Raw genomic sequence first — 16,006 nt, forward strand, 5'->3', positions numbered from 1 at the left:
GGCGCCTTCATCAGGTCGAATGTAACCCCACCGACAAGGCTCGTGTTTTGCAAGAGGTGGACGGAAGCCCGTCTTGTCGCGGCTGTCAGTGCAGCCATCACGGCGACCATTCATTGGTGCGGCCGATTCTTGCAAACACGGCTGCCACGCCACCAGCGCGAGGGTCCGCAGTTTGCAGATGCTCGTCAACCCACGCCAGCCAGTCAGACACCGTTCGTCCCTCCACCACTTCGTCAGGATCGAAGGGCATGGCCCGGAGCATCTCACCGAAGCGTTTGGCTTCCTCAACACGACGCACGGTTTCCGCCATATCCATGAAGGTCTGCCAACGCTTCGCATCCGCCTTTTGGCGCTGCCGCTCTTCGAAGCGTTGGTGCTCAGCGATCATGCACTGACGAGCATCTTCCTGATCCTGCCGCTTGCGCTCTTGAAGGAGCGGCGCGATCGTCAGAAAGGAGATTAAAATCTCCTGCAACATGCCCTCCATGGCACCAGGTTCTGGTTCCAGCCGTTCTTGCTTGAACCCGGCTGGAAGCCAGGTCTTGAAGGCGAATACCAGCAGTCCGGTGGGCTCAAGCTCCTGGCGCCAGCCCCGCTCCCCAGCAGAGCGATATCTCATCTCATCCTTAGTAAGGGGGCGCCGTACCTGCTTCAGCTTCTCCCGGAGCTGGAATTCGATGCTGATGTCACCAAACGTGACCTCAAGTTCCCGACGTTGGTTTTCCTGGACTTTACCGCCCTGGCGCTCCAGGGCCTTTATCAACGCGTCACATAAGCGATGGATGCGTCTTTCAACGGGCGTCCACTCTCCCGGGTCCATAATCTCCCGCAACCGGGGATCGGCTTGACGTTTCGCGGTTTTGCGTCGTTCATCGCGGTCATCCAGCCACTTCTGGATAATCTTGTGTGGTCGCAAGAGGCGATCACTGACCACTAAGGTATCTTTGGTAGCTGTGAGCTTGGCGATTTTCTGCTCTACCTCAGGCGATAGCACTGGTGGAGGAGCAGGCGTTGGCGGACGCCAGATAACGGTAGAGGTCGGCGCACCGTCCTTCTGTTTTGGAAGCCGGAGCGTCACGACAGGCTTCCCAGCAGCTTTCTTGGCCCAGTAACCGCGAGGAGGGTAGGGCACGTTTAGCCGATCGCAGACTTTTGCCAGCCCATTGCCGGAGATCCCGTACTCGGCAGCAAGCTTACTCATGGGAGTTTCCCATACCTGGCGGTAGAGATCTTCGCGGTTGACAGTCTTCGCTGTGTTGATGTTCCTCACACGCGTTCCTTCCGTATTCGGAATCCCGACCAAGCGAATGGTACAAGTGCGGCGCCAAGCAGTCAGGAGGGCTTTCTTTTCGAGCTCAGTTGATAAGACGGCGCTTCTGCTTCGGCTTATAGCGACATACGGGGAAATTCGAACACGATCGAAATTGACCGTAGGGACCTGTTTTTGCGATCAAAACCCCCTGACTGCAGGCCGGACAAGGGTCCTCCTGAACCGGCTGCCCATCTGAAGCCTGTATGGTCACGGCGCCTTCCGCTTCCAGCTCCTTGAGGAAAGTCGAGCATTTCCCCTGCACCGTGAACATGACCACGGTCCGCCGGGCGCGGGTAAGCGCCACATAGAACAGCCGCCGCTCTTCACTCTGCGGATAGTCATCACCTGGCGGCATCGCCAGACCGAGCACCGGGTCGTCATTCCGCGTGCTAGGAAAACTGCGTCCCCGGAGAACCGTCAGCAATTCCGGCAGGATGACGTAGTCCGCTTCGCTGCCTTTGGACCGGTGGATTGTTAGAAACGACACATCCACTACACGCTGCGCTTCCCTGGATAGGCGCGGGACATGCTGTTGATCGGCGTTGTAGCGCCCGAGCACATAGACCGAGACTTTCCCATTCCGTCCCGGGGTGATCGTGCCGTTCTGAACACCCTCGGCCAGCCGCTCCACATACTGCCGAACCGCATCTGAGAGCTGTTCTCTTTGCTCGACCTGATAAGCTTCAAGAACCGGTCCTGCCGCAGACGTGGTAGAATGCACGTTCTTGGAGATCTGCGAGGGGTTTTTGGAAACGAAGCGACTAGAGACGTCGCACAGGGCCTGCGGGCACCGGAAGGTCCGCTCCAGTTTCAGGATCTGACCGTGCCCAAACCAATCCCGGAAGCCGGTCATCACAGAAATGTCCGCACCCGCGAACCGGTTGATGGACTGCCAGTCGTCACCAACTGCGAAGAAGAAACGCCCCTTTTTCTGTACCAAAGCACGGCAAAGCCGCGCCCGCGCGCGTGACGCATCCTGAAACTCATCCGCCATCACCAGCCGATACGGCTCTTCAACCGTGCCGTTCTCGACATACTCAGCGGCCATGTTCAACATGTCCTCGAAGTCGATACCACCTACCGCCGCAAGCGCCTCGTCCCATACCTTGATGATCTGAACAGCCAAGGAAGCGAACATCCTGTAGCGGTGCTTGAAGGCGTCGGCAGGGAGCTTGTCCACCCGCTCTGCCAGCTCATCAGGGGTCAGTCCATTACTCTTGTAGTGGCTGATAAACGTGCGAACGAGTCCGATCAGTTCCTCCGAGGGCATGGGTCTGAGGCCATTTTCAGGGATCGGCCGGTCGGGGTTCGGATCAAGAACAATGCCGCGCTCGGTCAACTCCTTTTCGAGATGGTCCAGCACGGTCCCCGTACGCACTTGATGTGAGGTCGTCTCGATAAGCGCAGTCCCGCGTTCTGTATGGAGCTGCCGTTTCCACTCCACCCCGACGACATAGTCACCGAAGTGGGCGGGGGCATTCCCTCGGGCATCGAGCGCGAAATGCTCGTGGTAGAGATCAATGTCCGGATAGTAGAAGTCAGGCTTGTATTGCCGGTGGGAGGCATCGGCGGTGTCGTGGACGTAGGGCTGCTCGTACCGGTAATTGACCCCATTATAGAACAGCCAGTTCGAGATCAGCGCCTCTTCCTGGCTCCGAACACGGGTGCCGTCAGCTGTGAGAACAGAGCCATTTCCTTGCTCATCCCACGCATCCGGCCGCGCCGCCTCGCCGAACTTTGGCAGATCGCGCCTGCAGACAAAGCGGAACAGATCCCACTGAGCACGGAAAGAAATCGACCGATCCTTCAAACCGTCGATCAATTCGGCGAGCTTTCGGAAGCCCTCTACGGGCTCAAATGCCCACTCGGGAATATCCGGCTTCCTCCCCGTTGCCCTCCCGATGATGCCCAATCCCAACTTATGGAAGGTAGAGGCCTGAACTGAGACATTCATACCCAGCCGCTGAAACGAGCGTGTGGCCCTTTCTTTCAATTCTTCAGCCGCAGGCTTGTTGAAGGCCAGCATGATGATTTCATCAGGCTTAGCGATACCACGGTGCATGGCATAGGCCGCTCGGGCTACCATTGTGGAAGTCTTACCAGAGCCTGCCGATGCGACGACCTGTACGCGATTGTCGAAGCACACCACGGCTCGCGCCTGCTCCGGCGTCAGAGGCCTGCTCTCGACGCGGTCGAGAATGTCCGCACACTCGATCAGCTCCCGTTCCGAGTGACGAGCGTTCAAGGAGCGCCAGGCCTCTCCGACGTCGCTCATCCATTCACGGAGGTCCCGATCCAGCTCAACCGCCTTGTCGCCCAATCTGGCTCTCAGCGCGGTGTCACGGAGCAGCATCACCATCTTGGAAGTGTTTGATTGAGGGCGTTCACCCTCTATGACATTCAGCATCTCCTGGGTCAGCCAGCGCCGTTCGGAATCCGCACGGGCCTCGATTTTATGGCGCTTCGTGAGCCATTCAGTCATAGTGCGATGCGCCCGGGAGAGTAGGTCTGTCGCTTCCCGAATTCGGATCTCTTCCTGAATGTCCGCGAAAGCTGATCGGAGGGACGCTGCAGCGCGTTTAGAAAGCCCGCTGACTTTAATCGGTGCAGAGCTTCCGGGCGTTACAACTACCGAAGACCAGAACAAGCCGTCGCGGACAACGAGCGATGAGGATTCGGTTACGTCCGCAATGTGCGAGACCTCCCGGACTTCCAGGGTCAAGCGGATGCCTTCCCGAGTGAGTGTCCACTCTGGCGATCGGGAAAAGAAGCGTCCCCATTTGGACGGCGCCCACACACTTGTCATCAGCTAGTCCAAAAGGTTGCAGAGGGTCAGGAACTACCCGCTACATACCCGCCCGGCAAGCTTGCTACTGATATCCTCGGCGAACTTTCCGCTGTTCAATCGTGGTCATCGCCTCGGCGGCTTCACCTTCTGAAGGGTATGGCACCACACGGACCTGTCCACCGCGACCAAGTCGTCCCCATTCCCGGACCACCGACCATTCCCCGAAGAGGGTAGGTTGAACGGTCATGCGGTAGTAGCGGGCCATATTCTGGCTGGCGTCGACGCGGGTAAGATAGACGTCGCTCACAGCTTGCCCTCCTGCGCTTTAGTCCTGGCCTGGGGGAAATAATCGTAGAAGGTCACACGGCTGATGCCCAACCGCCGCGCAATCTCGGCCACCGAGATGTCCCCGGCTGCGAGCATCGCCCGCGCCGCCTTCTTGTCGTCCTCGGTGAGCTTTGGGCGACGGCCACCCTTGCGGCCACGGGCGAGGGCGGCTTTGAGGCCTTCCATGGTCCGCTCGCGGTTCAGGTCGAGGAAATACTCCGCCATGGCGCCGTGGATCTGCAGAAAGAAGCGGCCTTGCGCGCTTTCACTGTCCAGCTCCTCGGTCAGGCTGCGGAACTTGATGCCGTCGGCGCGCAGTTTGTCGATCGTCCGCATCATTTCGACCAGGGAGCGGCCAAGCCGGTCCAGCTTCCAGACCACGAGTACATCCTCGGGGCGAAGGTAGGCGAGGGCGGCTTCCAGCTCCGGCCGTTTACTTCCAGCCTTGCCGGACTTCTTCTCCTCGAAGATCTTCTCGCACCCGGCACGTGTGAGGGCGTCCCGCTGCATGTCGAGATTCTGGTCGGCGGTTGACACCCGGGCATATCCAATCTTCATGTAAGGATAGTGTGACGATAGCCTTTTCCTGTCAAATGATTTCCTAACATATTTTCCTTACAAAAAGCCCGCCGAATTGGCGAGCTGACAGTAGGGCAGGGCAATGTGTAAGGAAAACGGTCGTTTTCCGTATCTAGAAGTTGGTGTTCACCAGCCCTTTCAGCACCAAGGTCGAATGGCAGTGAGAGCCCGGTTCTCAACTATAAATGGGTCTCCACCAACTGCTTCCGCATGTCCTACGCCGGATGCTCGCTCGATATCGGAGTTGCATAGAAAGCTTGCACTTACCCGTGCAATAGCCTTCCCAGGATCGACCCATTTATTGGGCAAGAAGCAATAGGAGATCACTGAAAACGCAAAAAGCAGGGGGAACACCCAGCGAATGCCCCGGCTATCGCGATATGACTGGTAAATATCGATCAGTAAAAATAATGTGCTACCTATGGTGCTAACTATCTGAATTACAGATAAAATCGGTGCGTCTTCACTCAATGAGATATACTCTTGATTATTGCTGGAAGAAGGTCAGGGGAAAACACGGCAATCAGGGATACCGTTGCAATAAGGAAGGCAACAACGGACCCTAGCCAGTGATCTTTTACTAGGTCGATCAACACGGCCGGATGCCAGCCATAGGCTTCGTACCATCGAGCTTTGGTTTTCAAGCGTCCTTCAATGAAGCGGTCGAGCAAATTATCGATCACATCGACCTTCTTCAGCGTGGATTGATGGAGCTTTACATACTCCTTGTTGTCAAAGGCATCTGCCTCGCCTTTACCTGTCAGGATGTCTTTGGTCTTGATTGCATTCATTTCAAGGAGCGAATGCAACCGTCCGTTCTCCCCGTGAGGCGCATATCCCGGGCCAAAGATGTCGATAAGCAGACGCGGCAGATCGAACTTCTGGCTCTCATGGAGCTTCACGGGATCGCCTTTAAGAACCTTGAAACGATACTCAAGCGCCTGGAAACCGTAGTTAATGTCGCGCATGTTCCAATGCACAAACCTGTAATTTGAGTGCTTCTCTAGAAAGCTGAAAAACTCACCCAACATCTGCCTCTCAAGGTCGTCGTAGTTGGATTCGATATCACTGATCGCCACACCGTTGAGCTCTGCAGATTTGTGGATGGAAAACGATTCCGTTGAGCCGTTTGCAAATCGTCGAACTGCTATGGAGGTCACCCTGGGGGTTCTTCCGTCCTTTATGTCGTAGAACGACTCGCATGAGTAATGAATGATCAGGGTATGCTCCCGGTTCTCACCGAGGCCGTAGAGGGTCTGGCGCGCATCCTTCTTTCTGCGCCACTTTGCTAAGTGCTGCCCCATGACTTTGTTTCGCTCCTAGTTGCTCGCTCTTGCCTGACACAACCAGCGCTACAAAACAACGCATTCCGGCGAACTGCCTGTTAACATTGCTGATTAACGCGCCAAGTCGCCAAAATGAGGATCCTTGTCCGTGGACTCATAATCATCTTTCAACCGATGATTGGGCGTGAACGATTCTCAAGATTTGAAAACTCTCGGCCAAAGAATCCGCGATAGGCGGAAAAGCCTCCAGTGGACTCAAGAAACCCTGGCGGATCGCGCAGGTATAGACCGCTCTTATATGGGCGGCATCGAGCGTGGCGAACGTAACATCACCTTTTCCGTCCTTTGCCAGATCTGCATCGCACTGCAATGCGACATCGCGCAGCTCACGGCTGGTATTCCAGAGATCAATTTATGAAGTGGCTTCGAACAATCATTGTTTTCGATAAGGGTAATGTTATCGGCGCCGATGACTGGCGACTAGTGCATGAAAGTTACGTGCGCTCGATTGCTTCGATCGACAATCCGGCGGGCTCCGGAAAGCTCATGCTGCGTCGTAAAGAGAGGGTCAATGGTGACTGGAAACGTAACGGGGTGAACTACCTTCGTTCGCGATTCCTGCAACATATGACGGTGACTGAGGGATGGCACGCAGAGGCCGGTGTGGAGTTATCTGCGGATCATGCTCCGCCCGTGTTGAAACTCTATCCGTCTCTTGAAGAGTATCAGGAACCAATCGCGTCGAGGTTTGGCGGATTTGACTTTGTCACCCGGGGTCCCGACGGCTTGCGGGTTGCGATCGAGTGGGAGACCGGGAACATTTCATCGTCCCACCGAAGCATGAACAAGCTCGCCATCGCTTTGGCGAACAAAGTGGTGGACGTTGGCGTACTCATCGTTCCTAGCCGCTTGCTTTACGAACATCTCACCGATCGTGTCGGAAACATCTACGAGCTTTCGGGCTATTTGGAGATGTGGCATGGCCTTGGCGAGGCGATCGAGAGCGGTGTTCTAGCCATCACTGTTGTCGAGCACGACGAGCTGACAGACGACGCCGTTCCGTTCCTCACTTCGGGCGAAGATGGAAACGCGAAACGCGCGCGCGCCAGAAAAGCATCTACGAGCGAGACCTAAAGCCCCAGATCAGCCTGCTCAGAATCCGCACAGCCACATTGAGGCACCAGGTCGCTTTGTATGCGGTATTCCTTGGGTAGGGGCTTACCATACTTCTGTCTGCGCTTGAGATCATCACGCGTGAACAATGTGTTTTTGTTCGCCTGGATATCTGCCAGATGCTCGCGGTCACCTTCGAGCGCATTGAAACGTTCAACAATATCCGAGCATTCCAATTCGGATCCAATCCAACGTCGTCCTGTAAGTTCAGCAGCAACAAACGTTGTGCCGGATCCGCCGAACGGATCCAGCACTAACGACCCAGGATCACTTGCCATAGACACGACCCGGTCCATTAGCTTCAGCGCCAGCGCGTTGGCTGCCCGCTTCTTGTACTTTGCATGCCTCACTGGAGGAATATCCGTCCAGACGTCTGTAAGACTTACGCCGAGAGGGTTCATCTTATCTTTGTAGCCACCATAGTCCCGTAACTCGCCACCACAATGGCGGCAGCACGGTACGGGCAGGCGGTCCGGATGGAAAATCGCAGGCTTATCCCCCTTTATAAAGTAAAGGAGGGAGTAATGGGCAGGGTACAGTCGCTTTGCTATCGGCAGAGAGTACTTCATGTCGACAGTAATCCAATGGCGAAACGTCAGCTTTTCGCCAATGTGAGCGCCAAGCGGCAGATTCCATCGCGGAAGGTTGTAAAGAAACAACGAGCCGCCCGGCTTCAAAACCCGGATCATTTCATCAAGCCACTGCTTACACCACTCTACATACTCGCTATCGCGACGAGAGTCGTCGATCTTCGACGTATACTCCTTGCCGAGATTGAACGGCGGATCGGCAAACGCCAGATCCACGACCTCATCCGGCATTGAAGCCATGACTGAGAGGCAGTCGTCTTGATACAGTTCGCCAAGGGAAGTTTTAAGAATGGGAATCATAGTCATCATTGATGAGCAGGTTTGCCAATCAATGCAACCTCTTTCTGCGCTTTTGCACACGTTGCGAGCGCCGATCCTCGTCCGCTCTTATTGAGAACGGACGAAGAGGTTATCAGACGATCATGGTATGATTAGAACATAATGGTAGAATACGCCTGTCAAAATGAGTTTAGCACAATCGCTGTTTTCAAAGGCAACGCCGAAGTGAGGAATTTTCACGATATAAGGTAAGTCTTGCATTTGTTTTTCTCCTTTTTGTAATGCATACCTATTTATACTCGCGAAACTGTCTCGACCCCCCGAAAGTCTGACTATTTTTGTGCCAATTCCAATTTTTTTATTGGCTGCGGGTCCTGCAACCCTGCCTGACCGGCGAGGTCGGGGGTAGCAAGGGCAAGGGTGTCAGACGGCGGGCGCACAAGCCTGCGCGGAGCCTCGGGAGACCGCCCCCTTGCCCGCGCGAGGGGCAAAGCCCCTTAGGCATCCTTATCGGATCGGAACCGCATGCGTGTGAGATCCGGGGCAAACAATGAAGAACATCGGAGCTTTCAGCATAGCGCCGACCGCAGGGCGGGAAAGCGGGAATTCTCGACACGCCAAGGACCGGTTAAAAGGTAGCCGTAGGAGCCTCAGCATGGCGACCCGCAGGGAGAGGCGGGACCGACTGCCTCCGGCCGGGTGTTCCGTGTGAACGGGGCAACGCGCCCCTGACCTCATTCACGTCAACCAGTTGGACACATCACGCGCACCGTAAACGACGGCCGCGACAAAAACCCCGTAGTCCTGGGGCTCGTAGATGATGATGTAGCGCCCTTCGACCAATACCCGTGCCGTGGCGCTCAGTTCGGGGCGGGCGGCGCCCATGTGCGGCTGGGTCGCTGCCAGTTCGGCACGTTCAATGATGCGAAGCAAAAGCGCGTCGGCTGCGGGCTCGTTATCGAGAGCGATGGTTCGCCAGATGTCCCGCAGGTCGGATTCCGCGCGCGGACTGAAGACCGCCTTAGCCACGCTTGCGGGCTTCCGCCTTCAGCTCACCCAGCAACTGCCTCCCGTCCAGCTGGCGGCCTTCACCGCTGGCCATGCCTTCCTCATAAGCCTGCTTCAGGCGTACTAGCTCCAGCTGCCGCACTTCCTCGCGCTGCTCCCACAGGCGAAGAGCGTCGCGGACGATTTCGCTGTTCGAGGCATATCCGCCGGTTTCAACGGCGGCCTGCATCATTGCCGCCTGATGCGGGGTGAGGGATACGGTAAGGGTGCGCATGGTAGTAGCTTTCATTTGTCACCCTTATAGCACGGCTCACAAATCCTAACAATTCTTGTTAGCATCGGCTCAATGCAACGTCTCTGCCTTCAGGTCGTAAAACCGCCCCAGACTGCGCAAGTGCGCCACGATTTCAAGCTGCAGGTGATCGCGCGCGCCATAGCGATCGCAGATGGCCTGGACCTCTGCGCCGATGCGGTCAACGTCCTCTTCCGGGGCATCGATCTCGGCGAAAACGTAAATATCATGCCCCACCGCAGTGATCGGGCAGCCAGTGGCGATGATCTCTTCAATGAAGTCGGGAATCTGCTCTTTACGCATTATCAGGCACTCCTTTCACGCATAACGGGAACATAATGCCGCCCTCAGGTTGCGCAATAGGGCGAATCCTACAAGGCTAGCGAGATACAGTGACCCACTGCGTTTGCCGCCGCATGTCGGTGATGTCGTAGGCCAGCGGGTGCATTGGGAAATAGCAGTCGCGCATGAACTGCCCGACGCGCAACCGATACTCGGCTTTGAGCGACGAATTGAAGCGCCCGCAGATCTCAATCATCATCTTCCCACGGTAGAGCATACTGGCATGGGGCTCATCCCGGTCGCTCCGGAGCGAATAGACCGTGTCCTCGCTGTCGAAGTATTTGGCCACACAGTTGCCCATGAGACCACCTTCCCGAAGGTAGTCGTAGTGGGACAGAAGCTCGACCACATACCAGCCATCCGCAAACTCGTACACGATGACACTGTCATCCACCTTCGCCATGATGCCCCCCGCAAATCAGCCAGAATCTCCCACGGAATCAGGCGATTTTGACGGGATAAAGGCGGCATAAGACGTCTAGGTAAGATACGGAATCAAATCCCAGGAAGGGGTATCCGCCTGGGATTTGATAATTTCTAGCGGTGGACGATTTAGGCTGTGGGGCTGACCCAGATTTGGCGTGCAACACCGAATAGTTCCAAACCTCGGGCCTCGATCGTCTCCTCATCCCAGACGTCGTAATTATTTAGATCTCGATTCAGTGCGAGACTCGAATGAGAGCGAACAGCAGGCATCTTCACCGAGAATGGGCCATGCGAGACAGCCGTATTCAGCGACTGCGTAAGCAGGGTCAGATTCCCAAGCTTGTTAACAGCGCTCTGGCGCTGAAGGTTGCGCAAATTCAGTTCGCTATCGTTCTGATCTTCCACATGATCGAAACCCGGCACGGGCCAATGGGTTTGCCATTTCTGTGGCATGATGTGCTCGACGCTCAACTGAGACTTGATCTCGATATCTTCATTCCGAGCTGACCTCTTTGCACGCTCGATGGCTTCCAATATGTATCGGAGCCGAGGTTGACGTGTGCCTTGGTATTGATCCCGACCGGTCCAACCCGCCTGCCATTCAATGTCGGTAGGCCACTTCTCGGTATCAGACTGCCTTTGCGAGAGATACTCGGTCAAAGCCGCGACTTTATCCGGTCCAGCGGCACGCAATTTTTCGATGATCCCGACAAATAAGCGATTGTACCCTTTGGTAGACAGGCCACAGATATCACGGCGCAAAATATAGCTTTCGAGAATCTGCAGCGCTTCAGGGAGAGCGTCTCCAACCTCTGGTGCCGTCGCCAGATAGACGACCAAAGGCATCGCTGTTGAGACGTCAAACGCATCGGCGAAGCGGCCGAATTGGCCCAGAGGATCATCCTTGTCTTGGTCAAAAAGCCGTTTTTCTACTGAAGCCGTTGCAGTGATGGCCTCAAGCTCAGCAACGACAGAACCAAACGGACGCTCATTTAGCACCCAGCGGCGGTATCCCTCGAAAAGTGTTTCAACGGACACGATATCGGAGAGGTGCATCGAGAGATGGTCTGTCAGCATCCAGTCCAAACGCTGGCGTGTCTGGCGACCGCGCGAAGCCGCCTGGCTCCAGAACGCCCGATCGAGCGGGAGCCAATGCTTTTCATACAGTTGATCGACCTTGAGAGAACCCTGGTCCTGTCCCATGCCTTTGGCGCGCTGAAAGATAAAGTTCCGCATAAGATCTGCCGGGGTCAGATCAACGCCACGGCTGTTCAGGGTTTCGAAAATAGTTTGTGGATCATCACCGCCTTCAAGCTCGATCGATACCACGGCCAAACCCTCTTTGAGGGCTTCGAAGAGAAGCTCCAGCTTCAACTCATCGAAAGCGCCATCGGTGGTCGCGTGTTGTTCGACTTTGTCGCGGAAGAAGGCATGGGCCGCCACAGATCGGCGGACAAACCCATCCTCGTCGGTTGGCTTCACGGTGATGGCATCTGCATCGACGCCCGGATCGACAATTGAAACAAACGACCGCCGATCGGTCAGCGACGGCCAGAGTTTGTAGCGCTCAACCTCCTCATGCTCCATCACACCATCATTGAGCAGATATTTTTGAAGCTCATTGGCATACTTTGACCCATGGGCTAGAGCGACATCCCGAATTGCGGACAGGAGTAGCTGAAAAGTTGTCAGGCGCTGCTGCCCGTCAATAATCTCGTAAGCCTGAACCTGTTTGCCAAAGGTCTTGAGCTGATTGATTACCATCGCTCCCATGAAATGGGGCGTTAGTGCCGAGCGGTCGGAGTTAAGCCGATCAATCGCACGCTCGATGTCTTCCCAAAGAAGTTCAAGCTGGGGCGTTACTCGCCAAGCGTACTGGCGTTGATAAAGCGGGATGAGATAACGCTTCTTGCCATCAAACAGTTCAACAATCGAGCGGGTATAAGGCTTCATGAATTGGCTTTCGCAATGAAAAGAGTGTTCTTCCGTCCGAGTTGACGCGCTTTGCGTGTATTTCTCACAGATTAAACTACCGTATTCAATAGCTGGCTGATTGGCGGCGCCGAATATATGGGCGTCCTTGGTTGGAAGGGCATCACTGCATTCGCCCTCGGGTTAAATACCCAATGAACGCTGGCTGAAACGGCCGTAGGCCTCAAGAAACCCCTCACCCATGGCCACCTGTAGGGCCTCCGCAATCGGGAACGACAGCACGCGTGCCCTACCCCGCCGCTCAACCTGGCGCCCAATGAGCGCGCGCAGCGGCACCCAATAAAAGTGCTCTGGATCGTCGAGATCCAGACAGGCAAAGTTCACGGTCATGTGGAAGAACGCCTCAAAGCAGGCGAGCTTGTCCACTTCGCCGACCTCGAACAGCAGGTGGTCGTCATAGGTGGACTTGGCCTTGACGTCGAATGCCATCATTCCGGCATGGGGAATACCCACCAGGTAATCCGGCCGCTTGATCCTGCCCCGCAGCCGGTCCGGTACGTTCAGCGGCGACTGCTCGACATAGAGAAACGCTACCCCCGACTGGTTCAGCCACGCGCGGAAGGAGGCCTCAGCCTCCTCGCCCTTGGCTTTCAGATCGGTCGCTAATCGGAACATGGCGGAAGCGTGCCCCCGCAGCTTCTCCTTAGCAAGCGGGCGGCACGCGTTCACGGCGATCGCTGTGGCGGATGTGCATATTGACCTTGCACTGCATGAGAACATAATAGGAACATATTCCGCCCTCACCGCCAGCAAAGGCAGACGTTCCCATGCAGAACCAGCCCGCAAAAATCCTTGAACTTCACGTCGGCATCGCCCTCGGCTGCCTCCGGCGTACGACCGTCAGGGGCTTTGCCGGGTGCGGGCAAAGTCGGCGCCGCGACCTGCATCTGATCCCGTCAATGGCGGCGACTGTGGCCCGCGATATCACCGTTTCACTGACATTCCAGAAAGATGGCGCTACTGTCATCCTCACCCGCGTCGCCCGTCACATCGAGGCGGTTTTACAGGACGTACCGGATGCCCAGGCAAGGGCCTGGGCGGGAATTGATGCAACCGCGCGCGACGATGCCCGCCATGCCATAGCGGCTTGCATCACCCGCAGACTATGTGAGCGGTATGAAGTGCTCCCGACCCCTCGCCCCACCATAGTCCCGGCAAGTGGCGTCTGGTGCGGGCTGCAAGACACCAGACCCGAGGAGCACTAAAGACGCGGCACGCTGGTAATGAGGCCCCGGATAACCAGGTCATCGTCTACCTGAAGGCGACAGACCACCTCGAACCGCTCGCCCGGCATATTGCGGTCGGCGATGAACTTATCAGCATTCGGGCGCTCTTCCTCGGTTGGAGGGCTGCAGGTAGCCCAGGCGTCCCGCAGATAATGAGGCACATCCTGGGGAAATCCGAAGTAGCGGCGGTTTTCTTGCTGATTGGGAACATCGACCAGGATCGCTCGCAAACCGTTCTCGTACGAGATCGAGAACGCACCCTCCGGCATATCCGGCCGAGAGAAAAAGCCGCCTCGGTAGTATTCCCAAAGCCCATAGCCCCCGTACCCGAGAACGGCCACTACCAGGCCTCGCGTGATCCACTTCCCCATGCGTTTCCCTCACCACTGCTGGCCACCGTGTTAGTTGCTGGCGTGGCAAAACACAACGCCAGCGGCGTACATCCTACCCACCCGTGGGCGGGGTACTACAAATCCCAGCAGTCTCTTTACGCCTCGGCGCGTCGGGTAAAATGGCAAGACCGGCACGGGCAGCCATCAAGTGGGGCGCCAGACGGGGTTCGAGCCCGCATCTGTCGGGTAGGAAACCGACCGCTCTACCGTTGAGCTACTGACGCATGGTCAGGGCGCAACCCGACGCCAACCGACGGGGTCAAGAGGTGCTTTCCTCCAAAGGGTGGGGGTGGTAGGATGAAGGCCGGGTAGGAAACCGGCCAAACGCATCGCGCAAGCGGTGCGTTTTTGCATTTGGAAGGCCCGCGCCGGGCCTCGCGTGCTCACTACGGCGCTATGGGGGAGCGCGTTCGCGGCGCCTTTTGCGAAGGATGGGCCTCACGGCCCATAGCTCACAGCAGCCGCTTTTCCGCCGTGGCAGCATGCACAGCATCCAGCTCGATTCCGAGGTAGCGGCGTCCGAGGGAACGCGCGGCCACGAGTGTGGAGCCGGACCCGGCGAACGGGTCAAAGACCAGACCGCCTTCCGGGCAATACGCGCGGATGAGGGGCACCAGCTCCTCAACGGGCTTCTGGGTGGGATGCAGCTTGTTGCCGGTATAGGTCCAGCTGCGCACGTCCGACAAGGCGTCGCCGGGTGCGACAAGACGGCCCCTGGCCAACACGTAGGCGTTCTCGTGCATGGCGCGGAAAACACCGGTTCGGGACGCATAGGGTTTACAGAACACCACATGCGCCACCGGTCGCAGGCCAGCGGCTCGCCAAGCAGCGAAGAACGCGTCTGTAGCGGTCCAGCCGTAGAAGCTGATGCACAGCGCGCCGGGTTTCATCAGCCGGACAATCTCGTGGAACGCGGGGGCCAGCCAGTCGGAACGGTTATCGTTGGCAACCGTCCGGCCGGACCGGTCGCGATAGCCGCACACATACGGGGGGTCGGTCAGCACCAGGTCAACACAGGCGGTGGGTAACTCTGGCATCAGCTTCAGGCAGTCGCCCTGAAGAATGCCGTTTGGCAGAGCGGGCGCCTCAAAAACGAGGTGCCCGCCCTGTGCCCGTGGGCGGGCGGGGCTCATCGCCCCGCCTTTCCGTTGGGTTGGTCATCAGCCTTCGGCGTTCGGATGACCAGGCGGCCGTTCAGTGGCAGGGCGGTCAGGGTGAGGTTCAGACCTTCACCGTCCGCGTGCTGCCAGGCGGCGCCGACCTTGGTCCAGAAGGCGTTGTCGCCCTCCCCTTCGACCACGTAGACGTTGTGGGTGGGGCGGCTGTTGCCGTTGCGGTTTTTCATGTGCGGTTCTCCCGTTGGTTTTCCGGTCACGCCCTTCGCAACCGGTCGGGCGGCGTGCAGCCCCGCTGGGCGCGGACCGCAATGGAGGGTCCGGCTGAGGGCTCCCTCGGGGATACGGTTGGATGCCTTGCGGTCCGCTCCCAAGGGGATAGACCCCCGACGTTTCCGGTGGTGATGGGGATGAGCGGTCAACGGGACCGCCATGACGCAGCGGCAAGGACGTGCCACCATCGTCGATAGGACGATGGTGGGTCTGACCGTCTGGAGCAAGGCCGCGAGTGGCGGGGGAGACGGTGCCCTCACCTCTCCTGACGCGGACACGCGGCGGCCCACTCGCGTGTGCCAACCAACCAAAAAAGGTGGGGCGATGAGCCCTGTCCGCCCACGGCGTGCAGGCTGGGTGGTCGGAGAGGAGGATGCGGAGCGCGCATCACTCGGAGCATCCGGAACGGAGACCCTAAGCCTGCACGTGGCTGGGTGCGGGAGTGCCTAGCTCCCGTTGGCCTGGCGCATGTCAGGCCACAGGGAGGGTTCGGGAGGGCCCCCGCCCGATCGCCGGCAGGTGTGGTGCCGGCGACATCTGGGCGCCGAAGACAGCCCTGTCACTACCGTGGCGGCACGGTAGTGACAGGGCGTACCCAACATGACC

General features: G+C 57.5%; 18 protein-coding genes and 1 tRNA gene. 3 read left to right on the forward strand and 16 right to left on the reverse strand.

The window, feature by feature from the left end; all coding sequences use genetic code 11:
• Positions 1-97: 97 nt before the first annotated feature.
• The 5 genes from C0V73_RS22765 to C0V73_RS22785 all read right to left on the reverse strand — a co-directional run bounded on the left by C0V73_RS22765 (position 98) and on the right by C0V73_RS22785 (position 6,310).
• Positions 98-1,201, reverse strand: a complete 1,104-nt coding sequence (locus C0V73_RS22765; protein WP_102022310.1) for a hypothetical protein — start codon at positions 1,199-1,201, stop codon at positions 98-100.
• A gap of 154 nt (positions 1,202-1,355) precedes the next feature.
• Positions 1,356-4,034, reverse strand: coding sequence for a UvrD-helicase domain-containing protein (locus tag C0V73_RS22770; protein ID WP_245408079.1), 2,679 nt, complete (start codon positions 4,032-4,034; stop codon positions 1,356-1,358).
• A gap of 148 nt (positions 4,035-4,182) precedes the next feature.
• Positions 4,183-4,407 (reverse strand): WGR domain-containing protein, encoded by a 225-nt coding sequence (locus tag C0V73_RS22775; protein ID WP_102022312.1) that lies wholly within the window; start codon positions 4,405-4,407, stop codon positions 4,183-4,185.
• Complete coding sequence (locus tag C0V73_RS22780; protein ID WP_102022313.1) at positions 4,404-4,985, reverse strand: recombinase family protein; 582 nt, start codon at positions 4,983-4,985, stop codon at positions 4,404-4,406. Before C0V73_RS22780 ends, C0V73_RS22775 begins: the two co-directional genes overlap by 4 nt.
• Positions 4,986-5,473: 488 nt before the next feature.
• The gene (locus C0V73_RS22785; protein WP_102022314.1) at positions 5,474-6,310 is read right to left on the reverse strand and encodes a hypothetical protein; all 837 of its coding nucleotides are present in this window, start codon (positions 6,308-6,310) and stop codon (positions 5,474-5,476) included.
• A 166-nt stretch (positions 6,311-6,476) separates the two neighbouring features.
• On the opposite strand from C0V73_RS22785, the gene C0V73_RS22790 reads away from it, so the two are divergent.
• Both C0V73_RS22790 and C0V73_RS22795 read left to right on the forward strand, forming a co-directional pair.
• Positions 6,477-6,710, forward strand: a complete 234-nt coding sequence (locus C0V73_RS22790; protein WP_210200183.1) for a helix-turn-helix transcriptional regulator — start codon at positions 6,477-6,479, stop codon at positions 6,708-6,710.
• Complete coding sequence (locus tag C0V73_RS22795; RefSeq protein WP_102022316.1) at positions 6,707-7,426, forward strand: hypothetical protein; 720 nt, start codon at positions 6,707-6,709, stop codon at positions 7,424-7,426. Before C0V73_RS22790 ends, C0V73_RS22795 begins: the two co-directional genes overlap by 4 nt.
• On the opposite strand, the gene C0V73_RS22800 is transcribed toward C0V73_RS22795, so the two are convergent.
• The 7 genes from C0V73_RS22800 to C0V73_RS22830 all read right to left on the reverse strand — a co-directional run bounded on the left by C0V73_RS22800 (position 7,423) and on the right by C0V73_RS22830 (position 13,009).
• Positions 7,423-8,364, reverse strand: a complete 942-nt coding sequence (locus C0V73_RS22800) for a site-specific DNA-methyltransferase (protein ID WP_102022317.1) — start codon at positions 8,362-8,364, stop codon at positions 7,423-7,425. The genes C0V73_RS22795 and C0V73_RS22800 overlap by 4 nt on opposite strands.
• 708 nt (positions 8,365-9,072) lie before the next feature.
• Positions 9,073-9,363, reverse strand: a complete 291-nt coding sequence (locus C0V73_RS22805) for a type II toxin-antitoxin system RelE/ParE family toxin (RefSeq protein WP_082186292.1) — start codon at positions 9,361-9,363, stop codon at positions 9,073-9,075.
• A complete protein-coding gene (locus C0V73_RS22810; RefSeq protein WP_102022318.1) occupies positions 9,356-9,631 on the reverse strand; it encodes a type II toxin-antitoxin system ParD family antitoxin in 276 nt (91 codons plus the stop codon). Before C0V73_RS22810 ends, C0V73_RS22805 begins: the two co-directional genes overlap by 8 nt.
• A gap of 54 nt (positions 9,632-9,685) precedes the next feature.
• Complete coding sequence (locus C0V73_RS22815; RefSeq protein WP_102022319.1) at positions 9,686-9,937, reverse strand: hypothetical protein; 252 nt, start codon at positions 9,935-9,937, stop codon at positions 9,686-9,688.
• Positions 9,938-10,013: 76 nt separating this feature from the next.
• Positions 10,014-10,379, reverse strand: a complete 366-nt coding sequence (locus C0V73_RS22820) for a hypothetical protein (protein WP_102022320.1) — start codon at positions 10,377-10,379, stop codon at positions 10,014-10,016.
• Positions 10,380-10,528: 149 nt separating this feature from the next.
• Positions 10,529-12,355: a DUF262 domain-containing protein gene (locus C0V73_RS22825; RefSeq protein ID WP_102022321.1), complete on the reverse strand. Its 1,827-nt coding sequence runs from the start codon at positions 12,353-12,355 to the stop codon at positions 10,529-10,531.
• 162 nt (positions 12,356-12,517) lie between these two features.
• On the reverse strand, positions 12,518-13,009 hold the full coding sequence (locus tag C0V73_RS22830) for a hypothetical protein (RefSeq protein WP_102022322.1): 492 nt from the start codon (positions 13,007-13,009) through the stop codon (positions 12,518-12,520).
• A gap of 152 nt (positions 13,010-13,161) precedes the next feature.
• Here C0V73_RS22830 and C0V73_RS22835 point away from each other — a divergent pair, with 152 nt between their 5' ends.
• Complete coding sequence (locus C0V73_RS22835; protein ID WP_102022323.1) at positions 13,162-13,599, forward strand: hypothetical protein; 438 nt, start codon at positions 13,162-13,164, stop codon at positions 13,597-13,599.
• Here C0V73_RS22835 and C0V73_RS22840 read toward each other — a convergent pair.
• The 4 genes from C0V73_RS22840 to C0V73_RS22855 form a co-directional block, all read right to left on the reverse strand.
• On the reverse strand, positions 13,596-13,991 hold the full coding sequence (locus tag C0V73_RS22840; RefSeq protein ID WP_102022324.1) for a hypothetical protein: 396 nt from the start codon (positions 13,989-13,991) through the stop codon (positions 13,596-13,598). The two genes, C0V73_RS22835 and C0V73_RS22840, sit on opposite strands and share 4 nt — an antisense overlap.
• 170 nt (positions 13,992-14,161) lie before the next feature.
• Positions 14,162-14,236 (reverse strand) — tRNA-Gly (locus tag C0V73_RS22845).
• Between the two features lie 228 nt (positions 14,237-14,464).
• Complete coding sequence (locus C0V73_RS22850; RefSeq protein ID WP_102022325.1) at positions 14,465-15,145, reverse strand: DNA methyltransferase; 681 nt, start codon at positions 15,143-15,145, stop codon at positions 14,465-14,467.
• Positions 15,142-15,357: a hypothetical protein gene (locus C0V73_RS22855; RefSeq protein ID WP_102022326.1), complete on the reverse strand. Its 216-nt coding sequence runs from the start codon at positions 15,355-15,357 to the stop codon at positions 15,142-15,144. Before C0V73_RS22855 ends, C0V73_RS22850 begins: the two co-directional genes overlap by 4 nt.
• Between the last annotated feature and the right edge of the window lie 649 nt (positions 15,358-16,006).

It is taken from the genome of Rhizobium sp. TH135 (assembly GCF_002855515.1).
Taxonomy (GTDB): domain Bacteria; phylum Pseudomonadota; class Alphaproteobacteria; order Rhizobiales; family Rhizobiaceae; genus Allorhizobium.

Coding starts and splice junctions, on each gene's coding strand:
- C0V73_RS22765 (WP_102022310.1), bottom strand. CDS start 1,201: ATGAGTAAGCTTGCTGCCGAGTACGGGATCTCCGGCAATGGGCTGGCA.
- C0V73_RS22780 (WP_102022313.1), bottom strand. CDS start 4,985: ATGAAGATTGGATATGCCCGGGTGTCAACCGCCGACCAGAATCTCGAC.
- C0V73_RS22785 (WP_102022314.1), bottom strand. CDS start 6,310: ATGGGGCAGCACTTAGCAAAGTGGCGCAGAAAGAAGGATGCGCGCCAG.
- C0V73_RS22795 (WP_102022316.1), top strand. CDS start 6,707: ATGAAGTGGCTTCGAACAATCATTGTTTTCGATAAGGGTAATGTTATC.
- C0V73_RS22800 (WP_102022317.1), bottom strand. CDS start 8,364: ATGATGACTATGATTCCCATTCTTAAAACTTCCCTTGGCGAACTGTAT.
- C0V73_RS22810 (WP_102022318.1), bottom strand. CDS start 9,631: ATGAAAGCTACTACCATGCGCACCCTTACCGTATCCCTCACCCCGCAT.
- C0V73_RS22815 (WP_102022319.1), bottom strand. CDS start 9,937: ATGCGTAAAGAGCAGATTCCCGACTTCATTGAAGAGATCATCGCCACT.
- C0V73_RS22820 (WP_102022320.1), bottom strand. CDS start 10,379: ATGGCGAAGGTGGATGACAGTGTCATCGTGTACGAGTTTGCGGATGGC.
- C0V73_RS22825 (WP_102022321.1), bottom strand. CDS start 12,355: ATGAAGCCTTATACCCGCTCGATTGTTGAACTGTTTGATGGCAAGAAG.
- C0V73_RS22830 (WP_102022322.1), bottom strand. CDS start 13,009: ATGTTCCGATTAGCGACCGATCTGAAAGCCAAGGGCGAGGAGGCTGAG.
- C0V73_RS22835 (WP_102022323.1), top strand. CDS start 13,162: ATGCAGAACCAGCCCGCAAAAATCCTTGAACTTCACGTCGGCATCGCC.
- C0V73_RS22840 (WP_102022324.1), bottom strand. CDS start 13,991: ATGGGGAAGTGGATCACGCGAGGCCTGGTAGTGGCCGTTCTCGGGTAC.
- C0V73_RS22850 (WP_102022325.1), bottom strand. CDS start 15,145: ATGAGCCCCGCCCGCCCACGGGCACAGGGCGGGCACCTCGTTTTTGAG.
- C0V73_RS22855 (WP_102022326.1), bottom strand. CDS start 15,357: ATGAAAAACCGCAACGGCAACAGCCGCCCCACCCACAACGTCTACGTG.